General features: G+C 51.5%; 23 protein-coding genes and 1 tRNA gene. 12 read left to right on the top strand and 12 right to left on the bottom strand.

The genetic code is table 11. The features are described 5' to 3' along the window. Nucleotides 1-311 precede the first annotated feature (311 nt). Both TDIS_RS00235 and TDIS_RS00230 read right to left on the bottom strand, forming a co-directional pair. The gene (locus TDIS_RS00235; protein ID WP_161939443.1) at nt 312-1,391 is read right to left on the bottom strand and encodes an AAA family ATPase; all 1,080 of its coding nucleotides are present in this window, start codon (nt 1,389-1,391) and stop codon (nt 312-314) included. A 712-nt stretch (nt 1,392-2,103) separates the two neighbouring features. Beyond that, nucleotides 2,104-3,186, bottom strand: coding sequence for a DNA adenine methylase (locus tag TDIS_RS00230; protein ID WP_161939442.1), 1,083 nt, complete (start codon nt 3,184-3,186; stop codon nt 2,104-2,106). 204 nt (nt 3,187-3,390) lie between these two features. On the opposite strand from TDIS_RS00230, the gene TDIS_RS00220 reads away from it, so the two are divergent. Then, on the top strand, nt 3,391-4,719 hold the full coding sequence (locus TDIS_RS00220) for a tyrosine-type recombinase/integrase (RefSeq protein ID WP_084270863.1): 1,329 nt from the start codon (nt 3,391-3,393) through the stop codon (nt 4,717-4,719). Nucleotides 4,720-4,877: 158 nt separating this feature from the next. On the opposite strand, the gene TDIS_RS00215 is transcribed toward TDIS_RS00220, so the two are convergent. Then, nucleotides 4,878-4,964, bottom strand: a tRNA-Leu gene (locus TDIS_RS00215). A gap of 112 nt (nt 4,965-5,076) precedes the next feature. Here TDIS_RS00215 and hisB point away from each other — a divergent pair. The 4 genes from hisB to TDIS_RS00195 are packed head-to-tail and all read left to right on the top strand — an operon-like array spanning nt 5,077 to nt 9,034. Further along, nucleotides 5,077-5,652 carry an imidazoleglycerol-phosphate dehydratase HisB gene (hisB, locus tag TDIS_RS00210; protein WP_068668103.1) on the top strand — a complete coding sequence of 192 codons (576 nt, stop codon included), beginning with the start codon at nt 5,077-5,079 and terminating at the stop codon, nt 5,650-5,652. 11 nt (nt 5,653-5,663) lie between these two features. After that, entirely contained in the window at nt 5,664-6,311 is a 648-nt protein-coding gene (locus tag TDIS_RS00205) for a hypothetical protein (RefSeq protein ID WP_068668101.1), read from the top strand. Beyond that, nucleotides 6,311-7,036, top strand: coding sequence for a 1-(5-phosphoribosyl)-5-[(5-phosphoribosylamino)methylideneamino]imidazole-4-carboxamide isomerase (hisA, locus tag TDIS_RS00200; RefSeq protein WP_068668099.1), 726 nt, complete (start codon nt 6,311-6,313; stop codon nt 7,034-7,036). The genes TDIS_RS00205 and hisA overlap by 1 nt, the downstream gene beginning before the upstream one ends. Before the next feature lie 6 nt (nt 7,037-7,042). Then, nucleotides 7,043-9,034, top strand: coding sequence for a ribonuclease catalytic domain-containing protein (locus TDIS_RS00195; RefSeq protein WP_068668097.1), 1,992 nt, complete (start codon nt 7,043-7,045; stop codon nt 9,032-9,034). On the opposite strand, the gene TDIS_RS00190 is transcribed toward TDIS_RS00195, so the two are convergent. The 8 genes from TDIS_RS00190 to pyrR all read right to left on the bottom strand — a co-directional run bounded on the left by TDIS_RS00190 (nt 9,031) and on the right by pyrR (nt 14,658). Next, a complete protein-coding gene (locus tag TDIS_RS00190) occupies nt 9,031-9,954 on the bottom strand; it encodes a GGDEF domain-containing response regulator (RefSeq protein WP_068668094.1) in 924 nt (307 codons plus the stop codon). The two genes, TDIS_RS00195 and TDIS_RS00190, sit on opposite strands and share 4 nt — an antisense overlap. After that, nucleotides 9,896-10,390, bottom strand: coding sequence for an NUDIX domain-containing protein (locus tag TDIS_RS00185; protein ID WP_068668092.1), 495 nt, complete (start codon nt 10,388-10,390; stop codon nt 9,896-9,898). The genes TDIS_RS00190 and TDIS_RS00185 overlap by 59 nt, the downstream gene beginning before the upstream one ends. After that, on the bottom strand, nt 10,387-11,175 hold the full coding sequence (locus TDIS_RS00180; protein WP_068668090.1) for an inositol monophosphatase family protein: 789 nt from the start codon (nt 11,173-11,175) through the stop codon (nt 10,387-10,389). Before TDIS_RS00180 ends, TDIS_RS00185 begins: the two co-directional genes overlap by 4 nt. Before the next feature lie 100 nt (nt 11,176-11,275). Then, nucleotides 11,276-11,659, bottom strand: a complete 384-nt coding sequence (locus TDIS_RS00175; protein ID WP_068668088.1) for a hypothetical protein — start codon at nt 11,657-11,659, stop codon at nt 11,276-11,278. Between the two features lie 12 nt (nt 11,660-11,671). Beyond that, nucleotides 11,672-12,046 (bottom strand): hypothetical protein, encoded by a 375-nt coding sequence (locus TDIS_RS00170; protein ID WP_068668086.1) that lies wholly within the window; start codon nt 12,044-12,046, stop codon nt 11,672-11,674. Continuing rightward, nucleotides 12,043-12,633, bottom strand: a complete 591-nt coding sequence (locus tag TDIS_RS00165) for a TetR/AcrR family transcriptional regulator (protein WP_068668084.1) — start codon at nt 12,631-12,633, stop codon at nt 12,043-12,045. Before TDIS_RS00165 ends, TDIS_RS00170 begins: the two co-directional genes overlap by 4 nt. A gap of 89 nt (nt 12,634-12,722) precedes the next feature. Then, entirely contained in the window at nt 12,723-14,024 is a 1,302-nt protein-coding gene (gene thiC / locus TDIS_RS00160; protein WP_153303722.1) for a phosphomethylpyrimidine synthase ThiC, read from the bottom strand. Nucleotides 14,025-14,124: 100 nt separating this feature from the next. Next, nucleotides 14,125-14,658 carry a bifunctional pyr operon transcriptional regulator/uracil phosphoribosyltransferase PyrR gene (gene pyrR, locus TDIS_RS00155; RefSeq protein WP_068668079.1) on the bottom strand — a complete coding sequence of 178 codons (534 nt, stop codon included), beginning with the start codon at nt 14,656-14,658 and terminating at the stop codon, nt 14,125-14,127. 114 nt (nt 14,659-14,772) lie between these two features. On the opposite strand from pyrR, the gene aspS reads away from it, so the two are divergent. The 4 genes from aspS to TDIS_RS00135 are packed head-to-tail and all read left to right on the top strand — an operon-like array spanning nt 14,773 to nt 20,691. Next, the gene (gene aspS, locus TDIS_RS00150; protein WP_068668076.1) at nt 14,773-16,539 is read left to right on the top strand and encodes an aspartate--tRNA ligase; all 1,767 of its coding nucleotides are present in this window, start codon (nt 14,773-14,775) and stop codon (nt 16,537-16,539) included. Then, on the top strand, nt 16,540-18,717 hold the full coding sequence (locus TDIS_RS00145; RefSeq protein ID WP_068668074.1) for a bifunctional alpha,alpha-trehalose-phosphate synthase (UDP-forming)/trehalose-phosphatase: 2,178 nt from the start codon (nt 16,540-16,542) through the stop codon (nt 18,715-18,717). A gap of 17 nt (nt 18,718-18,734) precedes the next feature. Further along, nucleotides 18,735-19,418, top strand: coding sequence for a DUF5752 family protein (locus TDIS_RS00140; protein WP_208595652.1), 684 nt, complete (start codon nt 18,735-18,737; stop codon nt 19,416-19,418). Further along, nucleotides 19,390-20,691 (top strand): glycosyltransferase, encoded by a 1,302-nt coding sequence (locus TDIS_RS00135; RefSeq protein ID WP_068668071.1) that lies wholly within the window; start codon nt 19,390-19,392, stop codon nt 20,689-20,691. Before TDIS_RS00140 ends, TDIS_RS00135 begins: the two co-directional genes overlap by 29 nt. Here the strand turns inward: TDIS_RS00135 and pdxA are convergent. Next, a complete protein-coding gene (pdxA, locus tag TDIS_RS00130; RefSeq protein WP_068668069.1) occupies nt 20,600-21,616 on the bottom strand; it encodes a 4-hydroxythreonine-4-phosphate dehydrogenase PdxA in 1,017 nt (338 codons plus the stop codon). The genes TDIS_RS00135 and pdxA overlap by 92 nt on opposite strands. A gap of 63 nt (nt 21,617-21,679) precedes the next feature. Between pdxA and TDIS_RS00125 the strand changes: the two genes are divergently transcribed. From TDIS_RS00125 to TDIS_RS00115, 3 genes are read left to right on the top strand one after another with little or no spacing between them, the layout of a single operon-like run. Then, a complete protein-coding gene (locus TDIS_RS00125) occupies nt 21,680-23,374 on the top strand; it encodes a proline--tRNA ligase (protein ID WP_068668067.1) in 1,695 nt (564 codons plus the stop codon). Then, nucleotides 23,371-23,691 (top strand): hypothetical protein, encoded by a 321-nt coding sequence (locus TDIS_RS00120; RefSeq protein WP_068668065.1) that lies wholly within the window; start codon nt 23,371-23,373, stop codon nt 23,689-23,691. The genes TDIS_RS00125 and TDIS_RS00120 overlap by 4 nt, the downstream gene beginning before the upstream one ends. Then, on the top strand, nt 23,691-24,365 hold the full coding sequence (locus tag TDIS_RS00115) for a DUF1614 domain-containing protein (protein WP_068668063.1): 675 nt from the start codon (nt 23,691-23,693) through the stop codon (nt 24,363-24,365). The genes TDIS_RS00120 and TDIS_RS00115 overlap by 1 nt, the downstream gene beginning before the upstream one ends. The last annotated feature ends 1 nt before the right edge of the window (nt 24,366 follow it).

Raw genomic sequence — 24,366 nt, 5'->3', positions numbered from 1 at the left:
TTTAAAATCCGGTTCTAATTTCCCTGAGGACATGTCTGGTACACCTTGGGTCCAAAAATTTGCGTCTTTCGGGGGATAGATCCGGTCTATGAGATCAGGATCAACCAGATAAACGGGAAGGTTGAAGTAGAGGGAGCTAAAACTCTCAGTCCGGCTTACAGCAAAAATTATGTTCCCTTCTCATCCCCTCCTGTTTTGTTAATCCGAACGTAAAACAGACAATCAAAGAGCACACTTTACCTTTGGAACCCCAAGGAAGGCGGATTAACCGGGCCCTCCCCGGGGCCGTCCATTTAGCGGTCTCCCTGCTTCTAGAAGACGCAAAACCCGATCCTGGTCCTATCTGCGGGCCTCTGGACCTTCTTACCACCGACCCTCAAGAATCGATACCGTCTCTCAAGAAGCTCCACCTCCACCCGGTTTACCAGATACCGAAAAGTCACTTCGAGACTTTTATGCGCCGCCAAAACCTTTCGGGCCACCTTGCGGACAGTCTCAGCAGAATACCTCTTCAAGACATTCGAAAGGTGCCTGTAAGAAAGGTTCAGGAGAACCTTCACCTTCTCCTCCGAGCTGTAAGGCGGAAACTCGATGAACTCCACCCGATCGCAAAGCTCCGGTAGCCCTTCGAACTCCCCGGTCCTATTCCCCGCAAGCATCACAAAAACCTTGTACCTCATATCATGCCTGCGACCAGGAAACATCCCGGAAACAAAGTTGTCCTCCAAAGGTTGGGCTGGATCAAGCAGTTTCACCAGGATGGGCACGATCTCTACCCCGGCCTTGTCCACTTCATCCAGAAAGACGATCACCACCCGGTGTTTCTTCTGCGCTACAAGCTTCAAGATCTCCGAAGGATGGGCGTTGGAATAGTGAACCTCGGTCCCGAAAAGTTTCATGTCCATCTGTTCCTCGGGTAGCTTTCCCGAGGTGCAGACCACCCTTATGACGCTTGCCGAAACTCCAATCCTATCAAGCGCATACCGAAGCGCCTCGACCGCCTGGCTCTTTCCCGTCCCCGGAGGTCCCACCAGGAAAGGCGCCCGCGCACACCGAGAACCCATCAAAAACTTTAAAAGAAACTGCACCAAAATCCTCTTAACCACCTCTTCCCTTAAAGGAAGCTCCCTTTTCATGTGCTCGAAAAGCTCAAAGACCTTTTTATCGGAGAGGTTTTCTAAGATCGGGTGCTGAAGCTGGGGGTAGAAAAGCCGAAATTCGTCAAGACTAGCCACCAAGGATTTTGCTCTTTCCACCACTTCGTCATCCCCTTTGAAGCACCCTTTCTCTAGCTCCTCCAAAAGCTCCTCTTTGAGACCGTAGAGATGTTTGGCAAGAAGCTCTTCCTTTAGCTTCATAAGTTTTTGCTTCGTGCAATGACACTTCCTCATGGTCCTCCTCCTCCTTTTTGAGTTTTCACCCCTGTCTAAAAAGAAGAAAAAGAGCACCCCCGAGGGAGCGGATGCCGCGGGCCCGAATCCCCGGAAACCACGCACAAGGAGGAGAGCCAGGGAAACCAGCGCAACCAAGATCGCCACGAGATCCAGATCCAGATCCATTTTCTTTCGTCCTCCCCTTCGGCGTCCTCACCTAAAGAAAGATCCGAGGAAAAGATCTTTCCGGCGGAACGCGGGAAGCTCTCAGAAGGGCCTCAAAGGGGGGGTCTCGGGGAAGAATATATAGATCCAGTAATGATTAGTATCTTTCTTCCTTGCGGAGCCGGTCCTTCCCACCAAAGAGGAGATCTTTTGCCACCTCGAATCTAAGCTCTCCCTTTGCTGATGTGGCCAGCAGGTTTTCGGCGGGGCTAAATCCCAAATTGCCCAACGGTTGTCGAAAAATGCCGCCTTCTCAAGCTGCAAAACGATTTTCGAAAAAATTCAGCATGCCAAAAATTCGTAGAACGGTCGTTATTTCCGAGGTCGTCATTTTCGATCACTTTCCCTGTAGGGAAGGGGCTGAGGGAGTCCGCAGAAGAAAAGGGTCCGATCCAGAGAGGCCTCTGGCAGGCGATTTTTCTCGCAATATCCCTCTTTCGGCTGGCCTTTGAGAAAAAGAGGCCTACATTACTGCAACTTGAAGGCTCCCGAGTCGGGCCATTTCTCAGGTAAAGCCTTGATCCTCTACGAAAGGACCGTCCCTCACTCGAAGCCATTTTTTAAAAACGGGTTCGATTACGGCTACCAACCCTTCGGCAGGGTGGCGTACTTCGGAGACATACGGCCGCCACCAGACAGCAACCTCCGTCGCCATCCAACCTATCCCTGCCCCAGAAAAAGTGTTTTGAAGACCGTCCTTCGAAAAATCGCCCTCCGAGATCGAAAGCGAAACGCAATTCCGAGGAAGATCCTCAAGAGGTACCCCGGGCCTCAGCTCAGCCGGGATCTCAAGGTTCCCCCAGAAGATGAACTCCCGATACCTCCCTCGCCCTTCCCTTTTAGCAGCCAGAGAGCTTACCCTCTCCACTAGGGCCAGGTTTTCCCCGAAAACCTCCCGGTACATCTCAACAAGCCCCTCGTGAAAAACATTCGTTCCCAGGATCACGGCTCCCCGCTCAAGCGCCCGCGATAGAGCCTTGAGGAGCCTCTCCTGATCCTCCCAGCCGAAGGCCTTGAGCACATAGTCCTTGAACCCTCCTTTTTCGGGAAGCGCATACGGAGGATCTATAAAGAGAAAGTCACCCTCACCTGCTAGATCTACCAAGGCCTCGAAATCGCTCACGCGGAGATCCGCAGCTTGAAGGGCCCGGGAAACCTCCTCCCAGAATTCCGGGGGCGGAAGAGGTTTGATCTCCTTTCCGATGGGGGCGTTGAACTCGCCCCGCAGGTTGTACCGACAAAGCCCGTTGAAACAGGCACTGTTCAAGTAAAGAAACCATGCGGCCCGTTCGAAGAGCCCTTCAGGCCGCTCTCTCCTAATCCGAATGTAATAATCCCTCGAGTGCCTTCCGTGGTGGACCTTGAGAAGGTCGTAGACACGGCGCCAGTCTTCCCGCAGCGCCTCATAGGTAAGGATCAGATCTTCGTTTATGTCTCCGAGAATGGCCTTTTCGGGAAGAAGATAGAAGAAGACCGCTCCGGAGCCGAGAAAGGGCTCGATGTAGCGGTTGAACTCCCTGGGAAATATGTCCCCATACCTTGCGGTAAGCCACCTCTTGCCTCCCACCCACCTAAGAAAAGGCTTCAAGCCTCCTCTCACGATAAGAACCTCTGCTTAGGTGCTTTTGGTCCTTTTAAAGAAAAGAAGAGGCGAGAAAAAATTTGGTTAGGCTGTTCCTCCAGACCAGGAAGATCTCCCCCTCCCCCTAAAGTTTTTTCTCCGAAAAAAGGAAAGATCAAAAAAATTGAAAAAGAGCCAGCATACGCCGTATGGCCACAAAAAAAGAAAGAAATGGAAATTTGGGGGCGGAGATTGATCGGGGGCGGGGAACTTCTTGACAGAAGAAGGGCCGCGTGGTTGATCATCCTGGAAAAGTTCCTCGAGTCCGGGGAGCTGCGGAGGGGCCGAGTGCACATTCGTACCAAAGAGAAGTGCCCCCGGTGCAAAAGGAACTTTCAGGAAACCCCGGTGGGTCTCATCTGCCCCAAGTGCTTCACCACACCGAGACGCTACTTCATAGACCTTTCCTGGCAGGGAAGACGCATCCGGCTCTATTCCGACAAACAGGGAAACCCTTTGAGTAGCTTCGAGCAGGCCAAACAGCTCCAGCAGGTCATCGCCTTTGAGATAGAAAACCGCACCTTTGATCCCTCAAGGTATGTCCTTCGGGACCAGAAGGAATTTTTGCTCCCGACCTACATTGAAAGGTTTATAGAGCACTCCGAAAGAAAAGGTCTTAAACCCAGTGCCTTGAAAGATCGCAAGAGAATCCTGAGGACCCATGTTTTGGGGTTTTTCATGTCTTTGGGGATAAACGACATTCGAGACATTCGGAAGAAACACATCGAGGAATTCGTGGATCATCTGCGGAAAAGAGGGAAAGCTCCCAAGACGATTTACAACATCGTGGCCGAGTTAAAGGCGCTTCTGAACTACGCCCACCGGCGGGAAGATTTGGAAAAGGTGCCGCAGTTTCCGGAGATAAAGCTCCCCGAACGCATACCGGCGGGCTTGGATCTTGAGGTTCAGCTTGAGATCTTGAAGCGCATTCCGGTAGAACACCGCCCCATCTTTCAGTTCATGATGACCTACGGTTGTCGTCCCGGTGAGGCAAGGGCCTTGATGTGGGATTGCGTTAACTTTTCCTCCAAAGAGATACTCATCAAACGGACCTTTAGCTACCGGAAGCTCGTGGAGCTTCCCAAAGAGGGAAAATGGAAGGTTTTGCCTATGCACTCCGGGATAGAGGAGATCCTGAGAGAGCTTGCCCGGCGCAAAAGGTCCCTTTTTGTGTTCTCGCATTCGAGGGCGGACCACTACGGGGAGACCCTGCTTTCAAAGCTCTGGAGGAAGGCTTGCGCGGAGATAGGTCTTGAAGGAGTTAGTCTTTATGAGGGCGTGAGGCACTCTTTCGCCTATCAGCTGCTCAAACAGGGACTTTCCTATGAGGAGATCGGGGCTTACATGGGGCATTCGGACGTGAGAACCACCCGGAAGTATGCCCGCCTTAATCCGAAACTCATAACCCTGGCCGAAGTCGAAGACCGGTCCCGCAAGCTAGTTTCTCTTGGGGACTGGCTCGAGAAACGGGAAAAGAAAGCTTCCTCTAATCGGGAATAATCAGCCAAAATCGGAAGTCAAATTCCTAAAACCCCTCTTATTGAGAAAGAGTCTCAGGTCTCTATCCCTTGCGTATCAAAGGTTTCCCGCCATTTGTCCCCAGACTGTCCCCCGGAGGGATGAGTGGTTTCTGAAAGCCTTGATAATCAAGGGAAAGATGGTGCCGAGGGCGGGACTCGAACCCGCACGGGGGTATCCCCACTGGATCCTGAATCCAGCGCGTCTACCAATTCCGCCACCTCGGCTTGTATTAAGGGATAATTCGGAAAGATTTTTCTGTCAATCCTTGGGAGTGTGATTGCAAAATTTTTTATAAACCTTTAAGCTTGAGGAAGAATCGGCTCGCTGGAGGCCCTTATGTCGAAAGTGGAAAAATTTAGAAAGACTCGGGAGACGGAGATCAAGCTCAAGCTGGATCTTTCGGGAGGGCCGATCGAGATCGGAACCGGAGTGGGCTTTCTGGATCATATGCTTGAACTTTTGGCCTATCATGCCGGCTTTGGTCTTGAGATTCAGGCCAGTGGCGACCTTCACGTGGATGCCCACCACACGGTGGAGGATGTGGGTATTGTACTGGGGGAGGCCTTTTCCGAGGCCTTGGGGAAGCGCGAGGGCCTTGCCCGTTACGGTGAGGCCACCATTCCTATGGAAGAGGCCTTGGCTCAGGTAGCACTAGATCTTGCGGTGCGGCCTTATTTCCGATTCGAGGGAACCTTTCCGCGGGAACGGGTAGGGGACTTTGATTTGGAGTTGATCCCAGAGTTCCTCAAAGCCTTGGCCATGAACGGCCGATTTACATTGCATGTCAGGCTGCTTTATGGCGAAAATGCTCATCATATGGCCGAAGCCGTGTTCAAGGCCTTGGCTTACGCCTTGAGAAGGGCCCTTAGGACGGCAGAAGGTGGCCCCCGTTCTACTAAGGGGCTCCTTTAGGGAGGACAGAAATGCGGAAAAAGTTTTGGCTGTTGACTTTTCTAGTATGGCTGCCGCTGGCCTGCACTCATGCTCCTCGTAACTCCGAGGTTTATCCTCGTCCCAAGACCATAGCGGTTCTTCCCTTTGAGGCCGCCTGTCCTGGAGGTGAAACCGGTTATTTCACCTGTCCAGTCCAATCGATTATCAAGGGAGAGATCGTTCCCGGAGCCTCGGAATGGATGGACACCCTCCTGCGGGAAAAACTCGCCGGAAAACCCGGTTTTCGCTTTGTCTCTCGGGATGAATTCGAGGCCCTTTGGGGAGAAGTCTTGGCCGAGGCTGTCGCACCTTCTCGAACCGAGATCGTGAAAGCCCTGGGCCAGGCCCTGGGGACGGAGGCTATTCTATATGGGAAGGTATTTCGTTTCCGAGAGAGGGAAGGGCGAGGCTATGCAGTCAAGGAGCCCGCTTCCGTGGCTTTTGCCTTGGTGCTTTTTAGAAGTAGCGATGGGCGTATCCTTTGGAAGGGCTGGTTCGATGAGACCCAGAAGCCTTTGAGTGAGAATCTTTTTAAAATCAGGCTTTACGGTGGAGTGAGGTGGCTTACGGCTCAGCAACTGGCCGAAAAAGGACTTGAGAGGGTTCTTTCCGATTTTCCCTATCCGGAGGGTGAATGATGCTTGTTATTCCGGCCATTGATCTCAAAGATGGTAAATGCGTGCGGCTCTATCAAGGAGATTACGGCCGAGTTACGATCTATGGCGATGACCCTGTTAGTCAGGCCCGCCGTTTTGTGGCTGAAGGTGCGGAAAAACTCCATGTGGTGGATCTTTCTGGAGCTAAGGAAGGACGAGCCGTCCACTTCGATCTAGTAGTCGAGATAGCTAAGGCTGTAAATATTCCGGTGGAGGTCGGAGGAGGTATCCGGGATTTGGAGACCATCGAGCGATACCTTTCCTGCGGAGTCCATCAGGTGATCCTAGGTACCGTCGCCTGCCGGAATCCGGAGCTCGTCCGTGAGGCCGCAAGCCGCTTTCCGGGGGGGATCCTGGTGAGCCTGGACGTGCGGGGAGAAAGGGTGGCGGTTTCCGGATGGACCGAGGCCGAAGATCTACACTATCTCGAACTGGCCCAAAAGCTCGAGGACAGTGGGGTGGCAGGCTTGATCTTTACCGAGATCGAACGCGATGGCACCCAGGAAGGAGTGTACACAGAAAGACTCGAAAAACTCCTTTCGGTAGTTAGTCTCCCGGTGGTATTGGCCGGTGGGGTCGCTACTATCGAGGACATCCGGAGGCTCAAGCCCCTTGAAGAAATGGGACTTTTTGGGGTCATCGTGGGCCGAGCCCTGTACGAAGGGACCCTTGATTTGCGTGAAGCCCTGAGAATCGCCCGCGGATAAGAGACCATGGAGAAGGAAAATGAGGTTTCGGGGCGTCTGGCCGAAATCGTGGAGCACCGGCGCCCTTATACGGCTTACGTTCTGGGGACTAAGGGTAAGCGTCTAAGAGTTATTATACCCACCGGTAAGGAGACCACCGTATCCTCTGGTCAGACCTTACTTATTTCACGTAAGGTTTACCGTGGGCTTTCTCGAAACGAAATGCTTGAGCTTCTTTCCGAAAAAGAGGCCCGGCGCGAGGCCTTAAAGGGTGAGGTCGATCTTCCCGAACTATGGGAACTGGTGGTGGACGAGGCCGAGAGTTTTGACCCCTACGAACTCTCGGAGATCTACTTCGGAAGTTCGGCAGCGGATGATGAGGCTGCGGCCCTGATAAGGGCCGTGCTTGAGGACCGTCTCTATTTTCGTCTGCGAGAAGATCGGATTGTCGTCCACAGCCGAGAGGAGGTGGAAAAGCTTCGGCTGGCCAAGCAGCGGGAGGAGGAGAGGTTAAGGCGCCTTTCTCAAGGCGAGATTTTTATTTCTAAACTCATGCAAGGAGAAAAGACCGAGGATATTCCGGAAGAGATCCGGGAACACTTTCTTTCTGCGCTGAAGGATCTTTGTCTTTTCGGCAACGAAACCCCCCGGGTTAAAGAGGTCAAAGAGGTGCTCTCCAGGCTTAGGGCCACAGGACCGGAGACCCCCTTTCGGTTGCTCGTCAAGGCCGGAGTCTTCCACGAAGATGAGAATTTAGAACTTCTACGTTTTCGGATTCCGATTGAATTTCCAGAGAAGGTACTCCAAGAGATTGAACAACTTGAAGAAAGACCGGTTGAAAGAGAAGATTTCACTTCACTTGAGACCTTCACGATTGATGCGGCCGAGACTCGAGACTTTGATGACGCCCTGCATTTTGAAGACCTCGGTGATCGTTATCTAGTAGGGGTACACATTACGGATGTCTCCTCGGTGGTACCTCATGATTCCGAAGCCTTTCGGGAAGCCTTGAGGAGAATAGTTACTCTATATCTCCCTGAGAGAATCATCCCTATGCTTCCTCCGGCTCTTTCGGAAGAGAGGTTAAGTCTTCGGGCCGGGGAAGTGCGGCCTGCGGTCTCTTTTCTTATAACCTTTTCTCCTGAAGGAGAGATCCTTGAGTCTCGTATTACGCTTTCGCGGATAAAAGTGGCTAGACGTCTCACCTATGAAGAAGTGGATCGTTTCCTAGTGGAAGGAGACCCCTTTTTTACGGCCCTTTTCCGGCTGGCCCAGAAATTTCAAAAAGGTCGGTGGCAGAGAGGAGCCCTTGCAGTGACCCTTCCGGAGATAGTCCTCAAGGTGAAGAGTTCAGGAGAGGTCGAACTTGAAAGGCTTGAGTTTACTCCGGCAAGGTTGATGGTGGCCGAATTCATGATAGCCGCCAATTTCGTAGCAGCCGAATTTTTGAAAGAACACCGCATCCCCGCTATTTATCGTTTTCAGAAGGAACCCCTTGAAAGGATCATTGAACCTGGTGAGGAGGATTTGGTCAAAGCCTTCCTCCAGCTCCGTTATCTTGTACGAGGGGAACAAGGGTTAACGCCTGAGTTTCATCATGGCGTCGGGCTTCCGGCCTATACTACCGTGACCTCTCCTATAAGGCGATTTACGGACCTCCTAGTGCAGCACCAGCTGGTAGCGTATCTTTCAGGCCAAGAAACTCCTTTCACCACCGAAGAGCTGGAACAGCTCCTGCCCGAGATCGAAGAGAGACAAGCGGCCACCAATCAGGTCAAAGTTCGTACACATCGGTACTGGCTCTTGAAGTATATTAAACATCACTACCAAGGACGAAGGATTGCCGCCTTGGTGCTCGAGTCCGGCGAGAGACGAGCCCGGGTACTCCTTCCGGATTTTATGTTGCCCGTGGAATTACAACTACCACCCGGTAGAACCATACGGACCGGAGAAGAGATAAAAGTCCTAGTACAGAGGGTCAATCCTCGTCTGGATGTTCTTAAACTGGCTCTAGCTTAAACTTTCTTGCTTTCGGGGTCTATCTCAATCTGATTTCCGCCGCTATTTTTGGCCCGATACATGGCTTCATCCGCCCGCCTAACCAGATCGTCTGCGCTCTTACGGGCAGATTCTCGAGGAATGAGCTTGGCGATGCCTATAGATAAGGTTGTCGGATTAAAGCCTCGTTCCCTGTAAGTATTGAGGATCCGCTGAGCTACCTTTAAGGCCCCTTCAAGATCCGTATGAGGGAGGAGGACAACGAATTCGTCCCCTCCGTAACGGAATGGTTGGTCCACCTTCTCTCGAGTGCAGCGGCAAAGGATGTCTGCGAGAGACTTTAAAAGGATGTCTCCTTCCCGGTGTCCCCGAGTATCGTTATAGAGCTTAAAGTGATCTACGTCTATCATGAAAAGACAAAGGGGATAGCCTTGCCTAAGGGCCCGATGGGTTTCTTCCTGGAGGCGTTCCTCGAAATGTCGACGATTGAAGATTTCTGTTAAGGCGTCTCGAATTGAAAGGGCCTTGAGCTTTTCCTTTAAGATCCATTCTTTTATAATTCTGGCTAGGCGGGCTTCAAATTCTTCAAGTGAGAATGGTTTTTGGATGAGGTCATCGGCTCCGGCGGCTACGACGTCCACATACCCATAATTGCGGGCATAACCAGTCATGGCAAGAATCATGGTCTCAGGAGAGATCTCCTTGATTTTGCGAATAAGAGTTAACCCGTCTCCCCCTGGCATTACTATGTCCGTAATAAGAATGGTAAAAGGTCCTTTTTCTTCAAAGATCTCAAGGGCTTTCTTTCCAGAATCGGCCTCTTCTACTTGGAGATTGTAGGTCTTAAGGAACTCTTTTAAGAGATATCGCAGTTCTTCTTCATCATCTACAACGAGGAAGTTTGGTTTGGTGGGTAGTTCCTGAATGAGATTCTTTAACATTTTTCACCTCAAAATAATCCTTTAGGATTTCCGCATGATCAAAGGCCAATTCTCCCCAGGGGATCTCTTTCTCAGAAAAAACCTTGGCCTCTGCGGCGTCGTCTCCTCCCTTAGGATGGCCTTCGGCTCGAGCTACATATACCGTGGTGATGGTATGAAACCGGGGGTCTCGTCCGGGGCGAGAATAGGTATAGAGCTGACAGAGAAGTTCCACCTCAAGCCCGGTTTCTTCTTTGGCTTCTCTCACGGCGGCTTCCTCCAAACTTTCTCCGTAGTCCACAAAGCCCCCGGGAAGGGCCCAGCCGTAAGGAGGATTTTTGCGCTTTATGAGTATAATCCCGCCTGGGGTCTCAATAATAATGTCTACCGTGAGGAAAGGATTACGGTACTTTTCAATTTCTTTTCCACAGTAAGGACAAATAAAATGACTTTTCATTCTTCTGGTAGATACTTGAAAGTTATTTTAAGCATAAATTCGTGAATTTTCCCATTAGTGGCTACGAGGTGTTTCTGAAAGGGGGTATAAGCCTCTCCTAGATAATTGGTCACTTGTCCTCCGGCTTCTTCTACTAAAAGTATACCGGCGGCGGTGTCCCAAGGTTTGAGTAGGGCTTCCCAGAAGCCATCAAAACGACCGCAGGCCACATAGGCTAGATCGAGAGAAGCTGCTCCGGCCCGTCGGATCCCTTGAACTTTGGTAAGGAATTCCTTGAAAGCGGAGGTCACTTTTTCCGGCTTTTCATGAATGTTGTAAGGGAAACCCGTAGCCAAGAGGGCTTTCTCCGGATCTTCGGTTTCAGAGACCCTAATAGGAGTGCCGTTTAGGAAAGCTCCTTTACCCCTAGATGCGGAAAACATTTCCTCCTGCATGGGATGGTAAATGACTCCGACAAGGGGCAGATCATCTTTCATCAAGGCCACCGAGACCCCGAACCAAGGGAAACCGTGGGCGTAATTGGTGGTGCCATCCAGAGGATCTACCAGCCAGTAGAGCCCCTGAGGTTCGATTTTGGAGAGTTCTTCCCCGAGTACAGGAATTTCCGGGGTTTCCTCCTTTAAGACCCCAAGGATAAGCCTTTCAGCTTCGGGATCGGCTTCGGTAACTAGGTCGATCTTTCCCTTGTGAGAGATCCTATGGGGTCGGAAAAGGTTTTCTCTTAGGAATTCCCCGGCCCTTCGAGCTGCCTTTTCCGCCGCCCCCCTGAGAAACTCCAAATCCATAACAAATTTTTCCTTTTTTTGGGAAGTCTTTGGGCGGCCAATATAAATAACCTTTGGAATTTTTCAAGAGACCCGCTCACGGCGGGCCAGAGGGCTATCCTCAGCAAGGGAATTCGTTCAAAATATAGCCGTGGTTTTCGAGGGTTTCGCGGAGATTTATGCGAAGTCCTTCGTCCAGAGAATAATAGGCCTTCACAAAGTCTGCACTAGAGCTCTCTTTACCGCAGGCAGCCTCCCAAAGAGTCTTTTGATCCTTTTTCGGGAGGTGGGTCTTGGCCAAAATTTGTCTGAATTCGCCTTTAATACAGAGCTTGCGATAGAGCTTACTAGACCCCCAGTTACGGCTTCCGATCATGATCCAGGGGCGCTGGGGAGAATCCGGTGGGATGATAGGCTCGGTGACATCGAGAAGGTAGAGGGCCTTGGGAGCACAGGCTAGGGCCAGAATGAAGATCCCTCCTAAAAGCACCAAAAGTCTTTTCATGGTAAGCCTCCTTCAGCATCCGTAGTCATTTAGACTGTAGCCGTGTCTTTCAAAGGCTTTCTTCAGGCGTTCGCGGGAATCATTCGAAAGCTGGTAGTAGATCTCAAGGAATTTTTCGGCCGAGGCCTCCTTTCCACAGGCGGCCGAGAAAAGGCCTTCGCTTTCCTTGGCCGGTAGACGAGCTTCTCTGAGCATGATCCTGAGTTCGCCTTCCGTGCATAACTTCCTCTCTAGTTCCTTAGACCCTGCTCCCTTGGCTCCGATAATCAGCCAGGGACGATCTGGACCTCCGTAAGGGCAGTCTTTGTTGTCGTAAAGATAAACTCCCTTGCCACTACAAGCCGTAAGACCAAACATCAGAAGCCCCCAAACTAGAAGTTTTTTCATGATTTGTTCTCCTTGAAAGGTATGAGTTTTTCTAAAATTTCGAAGGTCCGAATTAAAGGCTGGCCACTTTTTTGGAGTTTGGAAAGGAGGATGGCCCCTTCAAGGACGGCTATGATGAAAAGGGCCAGATCTTCGGCTTTTATCTCCTCACACAAACAGCCTTTCTTTTGGGCTTTTGAAAGCACTTTGGCGAGTTCCTCTTGCCATTCTTCAAAGGTTTCCGCGATCAAGTCCCGAAGGGGGCCCTCGCGATTGGCCATCTCAAGGGCCGTGTTTCCAAAAAGACATCCTGTGCGAAAGCCTTCGGTCTTAAGCTTCTGGTAGACCATTTCAAGAAACCGTTTGAGGGCCTCTCGGGGTAAGCCCTCAGAAAAGGCCGTAGAAAGAAATAGTCGGAAATCTTGTCGGGCTTTTTTGAGGGTTTCCAGAGCCAAGGCCTCTTTGCTAGGGAAGTGGAAGTAGAGGCTGCCTTTGCTTATCCCGACCTGTTTTTCGATGTCCGAAATGCTAGTCTCAAGAATACCCTTTTCTTGAAAGAGCTTGAGAGTTTTTTCAAGGATCTTTTTTCGGGTGGCTTGGCCTCGCATTTTCTAAACCGACCGTTCGGTATATTTTAATTAAAAACAATCTTTCCTGATAAGTCAAGGTTGTTAAGATCTTGCCAGGAAAAGGCCTTTTAGGAGCGTCCTTTTAAGATTTTTTGAGCTCTTGAAAAGACTTTTATGGCACAGTATTCACCACACATGGTACAGGCCTTACTTTTCGAAGCTCCGCCTTCTATGCGATAACGTCTAGCCTTCTCGGGATCGAGCGATAGTTTTATCTGGGCCTCCCAGTCGAGGGCCGCCCGGGCTCGAGCCATGGCCAGATCCTTTTCGAAGGCCCCAGGAATTCCCTTGGCGATGTCGGCTACATGAGCCGCAATCTTCGAGGCGATTACCCCTTCCTTGACGTCTTCTACCGATGGCAATCGCAAGTGTTCGGCTGGAGTAACATAGCAGAGGAAGTCGGCTCCTGCGGCTGCGGCTATGGCCCCTCCGATGGCCCCCACGATGTGGTCATATCCCGGGGCAATATCCGTGGGAAGGGGCCCTAAGACATAAAAAGGGGCTCCGTGACAAAGGCGCTTTTCAAGCTTAATGTTGGCCTCGATTTGGTTAAGAGGTACATGCCCCGGCCCTTCGATCATCACCTGGACGCCAGCCTCCCAGGCCCGTTGGGTAAGTTCCCCCAAGATGATGAGTTCCTGAATCTGAGGGCCGTCGGTGGCGTCCGCGAGACACCCTGGTCGAATACCATCCCCTAGGGAAAGGGTCACTTCGTATTCGCGAGCGATCTCAAGCAGACGATCGAAGTTTTCGTAAAGAGGATTTTCCTTGTTATTATAGATCATCCATTCAATGATGAAGGAACCGCCCCGGGAGACCACTCCCAGGACCCGTTCCTTGTTTTCCAGCCGGGTAAGGACCTCACGGGTAATGCCGCAGTGAACGGTCATGAAATCCACGCCGTCTTCAGCGTGTTTCAGGATGGCTGAAAAGATCTCGTCCACCGTCATCTCCACAATGGCCTTGTGTTTGACCTCTACGGCCTCCACGGCCGCTTGATAGATGGGCACTGTCCCTAGAGGCACCGGACAGTGTTCTCGGATGAGTTTTCTTACCTCGTCTATGGGACCCCCGGTGGAAAGGTCCATAATGGTGTCCGCTCCGGCCTCTAAGGCCACCCGAAGCTTCTCGAGCTCCTTTTCGGGATCCGGAGCATCCTTGGAGGTCCCTAGATTGGCGTTGATCTTGGTTTTCAAGCCCTCACCAATGGCGCAGGGTTTTTCCAGTCGGTTTTTTCGATTCCACGGTATGACTACCCGTCCCGAGGCCACCCCCTCCGAAAGTCTTTCGGCAGACACCCCCTCTCGTTCGGCACAAAACCGCACTTCTTCCGAAATTTCCCCATGCGCGGCCTTTTCTTTAAGGGTCATCATTCCTTGTTCTCCTTTTCACGAATTAGACTTTAATTTTACTCCATTTTTCCGGAAGTCGACAAGTGAAACTTTTATTTGTGAAAAAAGTAGCAAATATCTAGGGGGTTTCGAGAACGATGAGGTCTTGGCCTTCAAGCTCTTTCAACCTCACGTTTACATGTTCTTCGGGATGTGTGGGAATGCGGAAGCCCACGTAGTTAGGTTCGATGGGTAGTTCTCGGTGACCTCGATCTACCAGGACGGCCAGTTCCACCCGTCGCGGTCGACCGAAGTCCATGAGGGCATCCAGGGCTGCGCGAGCCGTTCTACCGGTAAAAATAACGTCGTCCACTAGAATGACTACCATGTCATCAATGGGTACCGGAATCTCGGTGCTCTTGACTTCCGGATGGAAGGAGATCCGGCTCCAGTCATCCCGGTAGAGACTGATGTCAAGAGTTCCTACGGGAAGCTTTATCCCTTCGATCTCGGCAATCTTTTTTTGAATTCTCCGGGCTATGGGGACTCCACCGGTGCGGATACCTACCAGAATGAGGTTTTGACAGCCTCGATTCTTTTCGATGATTTCATGGGTAAGGCGGGTGAGGGTACGTTCTATCTCCTCCGCCCCGGCCAGAAGTCTTTCTTTCATAAAAGATAATAAACCCTTCTTAATAAACTTTGACAAGGGGAAAGGCCTGCGATAGATGATTGACGAAGGGGAAGGGGTGGAGTTTACTTGGCAAGAACTTACGGGAGGTGAAAAATGGGGCTCAAACGCACGCATCCTTGCGGTATTTTGTGTACAGATCACCTTGGCGAGGAAGTGATACTTTCTGGTTGGGTCTTGAGACGCAGGGATCATGGAGGAGTGATCTTTATCGATCTCAGAGATCGATCCGGAGTGGTCCAGGTGGTCTTTGAACCCAAGACCGCCCCAGAGGCCCATGAATTGGCTCATAGTTTGAAGCCGGAATATGTTCTCTCCGTGAGAGGTCGGGTGAGAAGGCGTCCGGAGGGCATGGAAAATCCTAAGCTCCCCACCGGGGAGATCGAAGTCGAGGCCCATGAACTTGAAGTCCTCAATACCTCTAAGACCCCACCTTTTCCTCTGGATGAGGAGGTTCCGGTCTCAGAGGCCTTGAGACTCAAGTACCGCTATCTTGACCTTCGACGCCCTGGAGGGCTCGAGCCCCTGATCTTTCGTCATCGAGTAGCCCAGTTGGCTCGGCAGTTCTTGAACGAACAGGGTTTTCTCGAGATCGAGACCCCTTTCCTTACCAAGAGCACTCCGGAGGGGGCTAGGGACTATCTAGTGCCCTCCCGACTCTATCCCGGTAAGTTCTATGCCCTTCCTCAGTCACCTCAGCTATTTAAACAGATCCTCATGGTAGCCGGAGTGGAAAGATATTATCAGATCGTGCGCTGTTTCCGGGACGAGGATCTGCGGGCCGATCGCCAACCGGAGTTCACCCAGCTTGATCTCGAGATGTCCTTTGTGGATGAGGAAGACGTGATGGGCCTAATGGAAGAGCTCATGGTTTATATCTTTCGGGAAACCTTGGGAGTAGAACTGAAAAGACCCTTTCCGAGAATCACCTATGAGGAGGCCCTTTCCCGTTATGGGACTGATCGTCCGGATCTACGTTTTGGTCTGGAACTTGTAGAGGTTTCAGACATTTTTCGGGGAACCTCTTTTAAGGTCTTCGCGCAAGTCCTAGAACGGGGCGGGATGATCAAGGGCCTCTGTGCGCCTTCGGATTTCTCGCGAAAAGAACTTGATGAGCTTACGGCCTTTGTGGGGGAATTCGGGGCCAAGGGCTTGGCCTGGATCAAGGTGCGGGAAGACGGCTTTCAGTCCCCCATAGTCAAGTTTTTCTCGGAGGAGAGCTTACAAAAACTTCGTGAGATTTTTAATCCTAAACCTGGTTCTACTCTCTTTTTTGTGGCCGACGATCCCTCGGTGGTAAACGAAGCCCTTTCTGAGCTTCGCAAACACCTTGCCGAGCGCCTGGATTTAATTCCGGAAAAGGACTTCAAATTTTGTTGGATTGTGGATTTTCCCTTGGTAGAATGGGATGAAGATGAGGGGCGGTATGTGGCCGTGCACCATCCTTTTACCTCTCCCAAAGAGGAGGATATGCCTTTTCTAGAAGAAAATCCCGAGAGGGTGCGCTCCCGGGCTTATGATCTGGTCTTAAACGGCATTGAAATCGGAGGGGGTAGCATCCGTATTCATCGCAAAGAGGTTCAAGATAGGGTTTTCAAACTTCTTAAAATCTCGGAGGAAGAAGCCCAAGAGAAATTTGGCTTCCTGCTTGAGGCCCTGGAATACGGAGCTCCGCCCCATGGGGGGCTGGCTTTTGGCTTCGATCGCTTGGTGATGCTCATGGCCGGCAGAAACAGTATCCGGGAAGTGATCGCCTTTCCTAAAACACAGAGGGCTCAGTGTTTGCTTACCGGGGCTCCGGCACCGGTCACCATGGAGCAACTCATGGAGGTTCATCTCCTTCCGGGCTGGGAGGAGGAATAATTGAGCCGATTTATTGTGGTCTCCAATCGGCTTCCGGTAACTATCACGCAGGTGGAAGATCAATTTCGTTTCGAGCCCAGTGTGGGGGGGTTGGCGACGGCCCTCTCTTCGGTGGTGACGAACGAATCTGCCCTCTGGCTCGGCTGGCCCGGCCTCCCTGAGGAGGACTTTTCCGGTCAAAAAGAAGAGGTTAAGGCCTCTTTATTAGAGCTTAGGTGCTTTCCGGTGTGTCTTTCCCAAGAAGAACTGGAGACGTTTTACTACGGTTTTTCTAACCGTACCCTCTGGCCCCTTTTCCACTACTTCCTGCAGTACACGATCTTCGATCACCGTTTCTGGGAGGGATACCGATCGGTAAACGAAAAGTATGCGGAAGCCATTCTTTCGATAGCCGATGAGGAAGCGATCATCTGGATTCATGATTACCAGTTATTGCTCCTTCCCGGACTCTTGAGAGAGGTCCTCCCCCGGGCTACCATCGGCTTCTTTTTACACATTCCTTTCCCGTCCTACGAGGTCTTCCGGGTTCTACCCTGGCGTCGGGAAATACTGGAAGGCCTCTTGGGAGCAGATCTTATCGGTTTTCACACCTTTGATTATGCCCGACATTTCTTGAGTAGTGTTCGTCGGCTTCTGGGCTATGAACACGAGTTAGGACTTATTGTTACCGGAACCCGGGCCGTCAAGGTGGAAGTCTTTCCCATAAGTATCGATTATCGCAAGTTTTCCGAGGCCCCGGCTGATCAGGAGGTTCGGGACCGGATTGAGAAGATCCGAAAAGAGCTAGGAGATCGCCGAATCGTCCTTTCGGTGGATCGTTTGGATTATACGAAAGGTATTCCTCAACGCCTTTTGGCTTTCGAAGCCTTTCTTGAGCGCTATCCGGAGTTTAGGGAAAAGGTTATCCTCATCCTGGTGGGAGTACCCTCTCGCACGGAGGTGGAGCACTATCAGGAATTGAAAAGCGAAGTGGATGAGCTCATCGGACGGATAAACGGGCGTTTCGGGACCCTGGGCTGGACGCCTATCTGGTACCTTTCTAGAGTCCTCCATTTCAAAGAGCTCGCGGCCCTTTATTATCTTGCAGATGTGGCCATGGTTACCCCATTGAGAGACGGCATGAATCTTATCGCCAAAGAATATGTGGCCACTGTGCCGGAAGAAAAAGGGACTTTAATTTTGAGTGAAATGGCCGGAGCCGCGGCCGAACTCTCAGAGGCCATCTTGGTGAATCCCTTCAGTCTTGAAGACCTCGTGGGAGCCTTAAAAGAGGCCTTGAGCCTTCCTAGAGACGAACGGCTGGTTAGGAATCGTCGAATGAAGGAGAGGTTGAGGCGTTACGACATTCATCGCTGGGCCAAGGAGTTTGTGCAGGCCTTAGGCGAGGTCAAGAAGACGCAAGAAAACTTTGTATCGTTCCTTTTAACGGGATCCGAGAGGCAAAAGGTGATTTCGGCCTTTAAGAGATCCGAGAATCCCATCTTTTTTCTTGATTATGATGGAACGTTGGTCTCCTTTGTGGGGCGACCAGAGAAGGCCTTCCCCGATCCCGAGTTGAAAGACCTCCTGCGAGGGCTTTCAAAAGTGGCCCGGGTGGTTTTAATCAGTGGACGGGACCAAGAAACCCTTTCGAATTGGTTCGGAGATCTACCTATTTCTTTGGTGGCCGAACATGGAGTCTTTATCTGGGAGGATGGTAAATGGTTTGTTACCGGGGATTTTACTGAGGACTGGAAGGAAACCGTCCGTCCCGTCCTTGAGCTTTACACGGATCGTACCCCTGGTTCCTTTATAGAGGAAAAACGATACAGTTTGGTTTGGCATTACCGGCTAGCGGAATCTGAACTTGGAGACATGCGGGCCCATGAACTAAAGGAGGCCCTCTTGGATCTGGTGCATCCGCTAGGCTTGATGGTGCTTGAGGGAAACAAGGTCCTGGAGGTGAAACCGCGAGAGATTAATAAGGGGGAAGCGGCACGCTATTTCCTTGAACGTGGGACTTACGATTTTATTCTGGCTATGGGAGATGACTGGACAGATGAATATCTCTTTGAGGCCTTGCCTTCGGATAGTTTTACGGTAAAAATCGGCTACGGCTTAACTAAGGCTCGTTATCGATTGGAAAATGTAAAGGGGGCCCGACAATTTCTGGAAGAAATGATAAAGGCCAAAAGCTGAGCCTTCCCGACCCTTTTGTGGTTAAAGATTGTGCCCTGGTCTCCATCTCTACCGGGGAAAAGGCTTACACCCTGGCGGAATTGGCTGAAAGACTCAAGAAGGCTGATCCAGCCTGTATCTATCATCATTTCTGGTCTAGGCATCTCAGGCCTTCTTTCGATCATCCCGAATTTCACAATGACTTTGCGGCCTGGGTGCACCAAGAAATTCGGGATCGGGTCCTGGCAGAAAGACTCAACCTTATAGCCCCCAACGAATACCGGGATATAGAGGTTTTACGGGAAACCTTGCTGGTTTATATCCAAGAAAGGATCTTTGAGGATGAATACCTCGGCTGGCGCAAGGCCGACAATCCCTTTTATTTCGTGAAGAGTCAGCTGGTAATCTTCGATACCGGCTTGAGGATTGAGTGGCCTTATCAGATAGCGGATGCCCTAGAATCCTTTTCCCCGGGCTCCATTTTTTTTCATTTTATTGATGCCCGCAGACGACATCCTCAAGGTCTTGACGACTTCAGAGATTGGATAAGTAAATTTCCCTCAGAATACAAACCTCTTGAGGATCTCATAGCTCGTGTAGATCCTTTCTTCCTCTCGCTTTACGAAATCCGAGATTTTCTAGTTCGACATATTCGGGCTTTTTGTGCCAAGATGCAAGCCAAAAGGGAGTTTTATGAGCGAAAAATTCGAGGATCTTCTTGAACGTTACGCCAAAGTAGCTGGTTCCGAGGTCATCGCCCAGCTTAAGGAACTCGGGGCCCGCCTTAAGGGATCCCGAGTAGTACATGTAAACTCTACGGCCTACGGGGGAGGAGTAGCTGAGATCCTGCATTGTATGATTCCTCTTATGCAGGCCTTGGGGCTTGAGGCCTCCTGGGAGGTTATTCAAGGAACTCCTGAGTTTTTTGAGGTCACCAAGGCCTTTCACCATGCCCTCCAAGGACATCGGGTAGATCTTTCCGAAAAGGACTTGGCGCTTTATGAAGAAATCAACCGCCGAGAGGCTGAAAGATTAGAGGAGAAGCTTCGAGATGCTGACTTTGTGATCATTCACGATCCCCAACCAGCCTATCTCATTAAATATTTTCCTAATCGCAAAGGCTATTGGATTTGGCGTTGCCATATCGATTTGTCTCGACCCTTTTATCCGGTCTGGCGCTTTCTGGAAAAGGTAATCGTACGCTATGATGCCAGTATCTTTTCCATGCCAGAGTTCAGTCAACCACTACCCCATCCTCAGTATATCATTCCCCCTAGTATTGATCCTCTTTCCGAGAAGAACAGGGATTTGACAGCCGAGGAGATCTTTAAGGTTTATCAGCAGTTTGGACTAGATCCCTCGAAGCCTCTGGTGGTTCAGATTTCTCGTTTTGATCCCTTTAAGGATCCGTTAGGGGTGATTAAGGCCGCAGAGATGGCCCGAAAATATGTTTCCTTTCAGTTGGTTCTGGCCGGAGGAGGAGCCGCCGACGATCCCGAGGGAGAAAGGGTTTATCAACAGGTCCTTAAAGCCGCCGAAGGTAAAGAAGATATCTATGTCTTTAAGCTTCCTCCTACAGCTCATCAAACTATAAACGCCCTTCAGCGAGCCGCAGATGTCGTCTTACAGAAGTCTTTGCGAGAGGGTTTCGGTCTTACGGTGACCGAAGCCATGTGGAAGGGCAAACCGGTGATTGGGGGGGCTACTGGAGGGATCAGGCTACAGGTAGTCAACCACCATACAGGTTTTCTGGTGAATACTCCTGAGGGAGCGGCCTTAAGAATTCGCTATCTACTATTTTATGAGGAAAAACGGCGAGAGATGGGCCACAAGGCTCGAGAATTCGTGCGTCAGAACTTCCTCATTACCCGGCATGTGAGGGATTACCTTTCCCTTATGCTTTCTATTTGTATGGGGGCTCCGGATCGCTTGGAGCTTGAGACCGTAAGTGCCTGTGCTTGGCCATCCGGTAAGCAAGCCGGACCGCCGCTATAAGGCTCTGGGGGCTGGCCTTTCCGGTACCCGCGATATCATAGGCTGTGCCGTGATCAACGGAGGTCCGAATAATGGGAAGTCCTAGGGTGAGGTTTACTCCGTCCTGGAAGTGAAGCAATTTGAAGGGAATGAGACCTTGATCGTGATAAAGGGCGATAACCATATCGAACTCTCCAGTTGCGGCCCTGAAAAAGAGGCTGTCCGCGGGATAGGGCCCGGAGAGCGGAAGGCCTTCCTTACGAGCTCTTTCTACCGCCGGTTCAAGGATCTCCTTTTCCTCGTTCCCGAAGAGTCCGCCCTCCCCGGCATGAGGATTTAAAGCCGAAAGGGCCAATCTCGGTTCTTCCAGACCTAGATCTTTCTTGAGGAAATGGTAAGCTAGACGGGTCACCCGCAGAATCTTTTCGATGGAAAGACTAGTCAAGGCCGCTTTTAAAGAAAGGTGGATGGTAACCAAGGCTACGGCGAGTCTCTCGCCGTAAAAGGCCATGGCGTACTCTCGGGTTCGGGTAAGTTCGGCTAGCATTTCTGTATGTCCGGGATAGGGTTCGCCAACGGCCTGAAGGCCCTCTTTAGAGATGGGTGCGGTCACGAGTCCAGAAAGTTGGCCTTCAAGACAGAGACTTACGCCTTCTTTGATGTAACGTACCATGGCCCGGAAACCATCCAAAGAAGGTCTTCCGGGCTCTATGTCTAGATTAGAAAGTGGGAGGATACTGATTTCTCCGGCACGGGCCTCTAAAGGAGAAGAAACTTTGCGAAATGGAAAGGATAGACCCATCTTTTTAGCCCTCTCATAAAGTACTTGCGGATCTCCCAAGACAATTACGGGCGAACTTAATTCCCGCAGTTCTTTGGCGGCCTTCACGATGACATCTGGCCCGATACCTGCCGGACAACCCATGGTGATTCCGAGCCTAATCATACTTGTCAAGCCCTCCTCTCCGGGTTAGGAGTTAGTTTAACTTGGAGATCAAGGAGGCGTAATATGCGACTTTCGCAATATTTTTTGCCCACCCTGAGGCAAGAGCCGGCTGAGGCCGAGGTGGTAAGCCACAAGCTTATGCTGCGGGCGGGCATGATCCGAAAGCTGGCCTCTGGGATCTATACCTATCTTCCCTTTGGCCTTAGAGCCCTCCGCAAGGTTGAAAGGATCGTACGGGAGGAGATGAACCGGATTGGGGCTCAGGAAGTGCTCCTGCCTCTGGTTCAGCCGGCGGAGCTCTGGCAGGAGACCGAGCGTTGGGAGAAATATGGTAAGGAACTCTTGCGCTTCAAAGACCGCAAGGAGCACGACTTCTGCCTAGGGCCTACCCACGAGGAGGTTATCACAGATCTCGTGCGAAAGGAGGTCCGTTCCTATCGGGATCTCCCCTTGATCCTTTACCAGATCGCTACCAAGTTTCGGGACGAGATTCGGCCTCGTTTTGGGATCATGCGGGCCCGAGAGTTCATCATGAAGGACGCCTACAGTTTTGACGCTGACGAGAAAGGCTTGAATCGCACCTACGAAAGGGTGTATGAGGCCTACAATCGTATCTTTTCCCGTTGTGGGCTTCGGTTTCGGGCCGTACTGGCCGATACCGGTGCTATCGGCGGAAACGAATCTCACGAGTTTATGGTACTCGCCGAGACCGGGGAGGATACGCTGGCCATCTGTGAGGCCTGTGGATACGCGGCCAATGTAGAGCTCGCCGAAGTCAAAACCGCCTACCGGTATGAGGAGGAGCCGGAAAGGCCTCTAGAAAAAGTCTCTACCCCCGCCGTGCGCACGGTGGAAGAGGTTGCTGAGTTTCTTGGGGTTTCCCCCGCAAGGCTGGTGAAGACGCTCCTTTACGTGGCCGACGGGGAAGTGGTGGCGGTTCTTATTCGGGGAGACTACGAGCTGAACGAGGTCAAGCTCAAAAATCTGCTTGGAGTGGATAGCCTTGAAATGGCGGATGCGGAGACGGTGGAGCGGGTCTCCGGAGCCCCGGTGGGTTTTGCCGGGCCGGTGGGCCTTAAAGTGAGAAGGCTGCTCGCGGATTTTTCTGTGCGCGGGCTTAAGAACTTTGTCACCGGGGCCAACGAGGCCGACGCCCATTATGTCAATGTCAACTACGGTCGGGATTTCCCCGAACCAGAGTTTTACGATTTGAGGGAAGTGGTCGAAGGGGACCCCTGTCCCCGCTGCGGACGGCCCCTTACCCTTACCCGGGGCATTGAGGTCGGCCATATCTTTAAGCTCGGGACCAAATACAGTGCCGCCATGCGGGCCACCTTTCTGGACCGAGAGGGGAAGGAACGTCCCTTTGTGATGGGCTGCTACGGAATCGGGGTCGGTCGGACGGTGGCCGCGGCCATCGAGCAGAACCACGACCAGAACGGGATCATCTTCCCTGAAGAGATTGCCCCTTTTAAGGCCATCGTCCTTACTCTGGGGCCCGAGTCCCAGCTCATGGAGACTTCGGAGAACATTTACCGTAGACTTTCGGCGGAGGGGGTGGATACCCTATGGGATGACCGGGACGAGAGGCCCGGAGTCAAGTTCAAGGACGCCGATCTTATCGGTATCCCTTACCAAGTGATTGTGGGTAAGAAGTTTCTTGAGACCGGGAAGGTGGAGCTCAAGGAGAGGGCTACCGGTCAGCGGGAAGAACTTGCGCCTGAGGAGGTGGTTTCCCGGATGAGGGATCAAAAGTGAAGATCTTTGTCCTTTCCCGACCCGAGTCCTGGGAGAGTTTCAGAGAGATCGTCCAGGTTCTCCCTAAAGACAAGTCTTCTTACAAGCTTCTCGTAAAAGGGGCCGGGGTTACCCGTTGTCTCCGATGCGAACCAACTCTATTTCCCTATTTTCATCAGTTCGTGCTGGATGGAGGAAGGGCTTACATTTGTCGAAAATCGCTCAAGGCATTCGGAATTCCGGAGAACCGGCCCCCGGATCTCTTTGAAAGGGTGACCGATGGACAGCTGTGGCTCCGGAACCTTTCTGAAGAGGGCTTTGAAGTGGAGGAGCTTTGATGTTGTTTTTCAGCCCCTTTACCTTTCTTTTTGTTTTGGCCTTATTGGTGTTGCTCTTTTTAATTTTTCTTCTTGTCCACATTGGACTTATCACTATAGCGGCTGGAAAGATTGGGCTTACCCCAAACCAGATCTTTTTGTTCTTGCTGGCCTCTCTTATCGGCAGTCATATCAATATACCTTTGGCCCGCATCCGTCGGCAGGTGCATCCCCTGGAAGAAGAGATTGTGAGATTTTTTGGTATTCCCTACCGGGTGCCTCCCTTGGCAGGGGCCTCTTATACCGTAGTGGCCTTGAACCTTGGTGGTGGACTCCTTCCGGTCCTCATCTCACTATATCTTTGGTTTAAGCAAGGTTTCTTGGTTACACCGATCTTCGGAATAGGGCTGGTGGCCTTTGTGTGTTATCGCCTAGCCCGTCCGGTGCCGGGGGTAGGGATAGCCATTCCACTTCTCATTCCACCACTGGTAGCCGCTTTTTTTGCCCTTCTTTTCGCACCTGAAAAATCACCGGCGGTAGCCTATATTTCCGGAACGCTGGGAACCCTTATAGGGGCGGATTTGCTGCATTTGAAAGACATCACTAAGATAAGGGCCCCGGTAGTTTCCATCGGAGGCGCTGGTACCTTTGATGGCATCTTTCTTACCGGGATAGTGGCTGTTCTTCTAGCGTGAT

The sequence above is a fragment of the Thermosulfurimonas dismutans genome (assembly GCF_001652585.1).
GTDB classification, from domain to species: domain Bacteria; phylum Desulfobacterota; class Thermodesulfobacteria; order Thermodesulfobacteriales; family Thermodesulfobacteriaceae; genus Thermosulfurimonas; species Thermosulfurimonas dismutans.
Note: the sequence above shows the minus strand (reverse complement) of the source record. Positions and strands in the feature narration are given on the sequence as shown.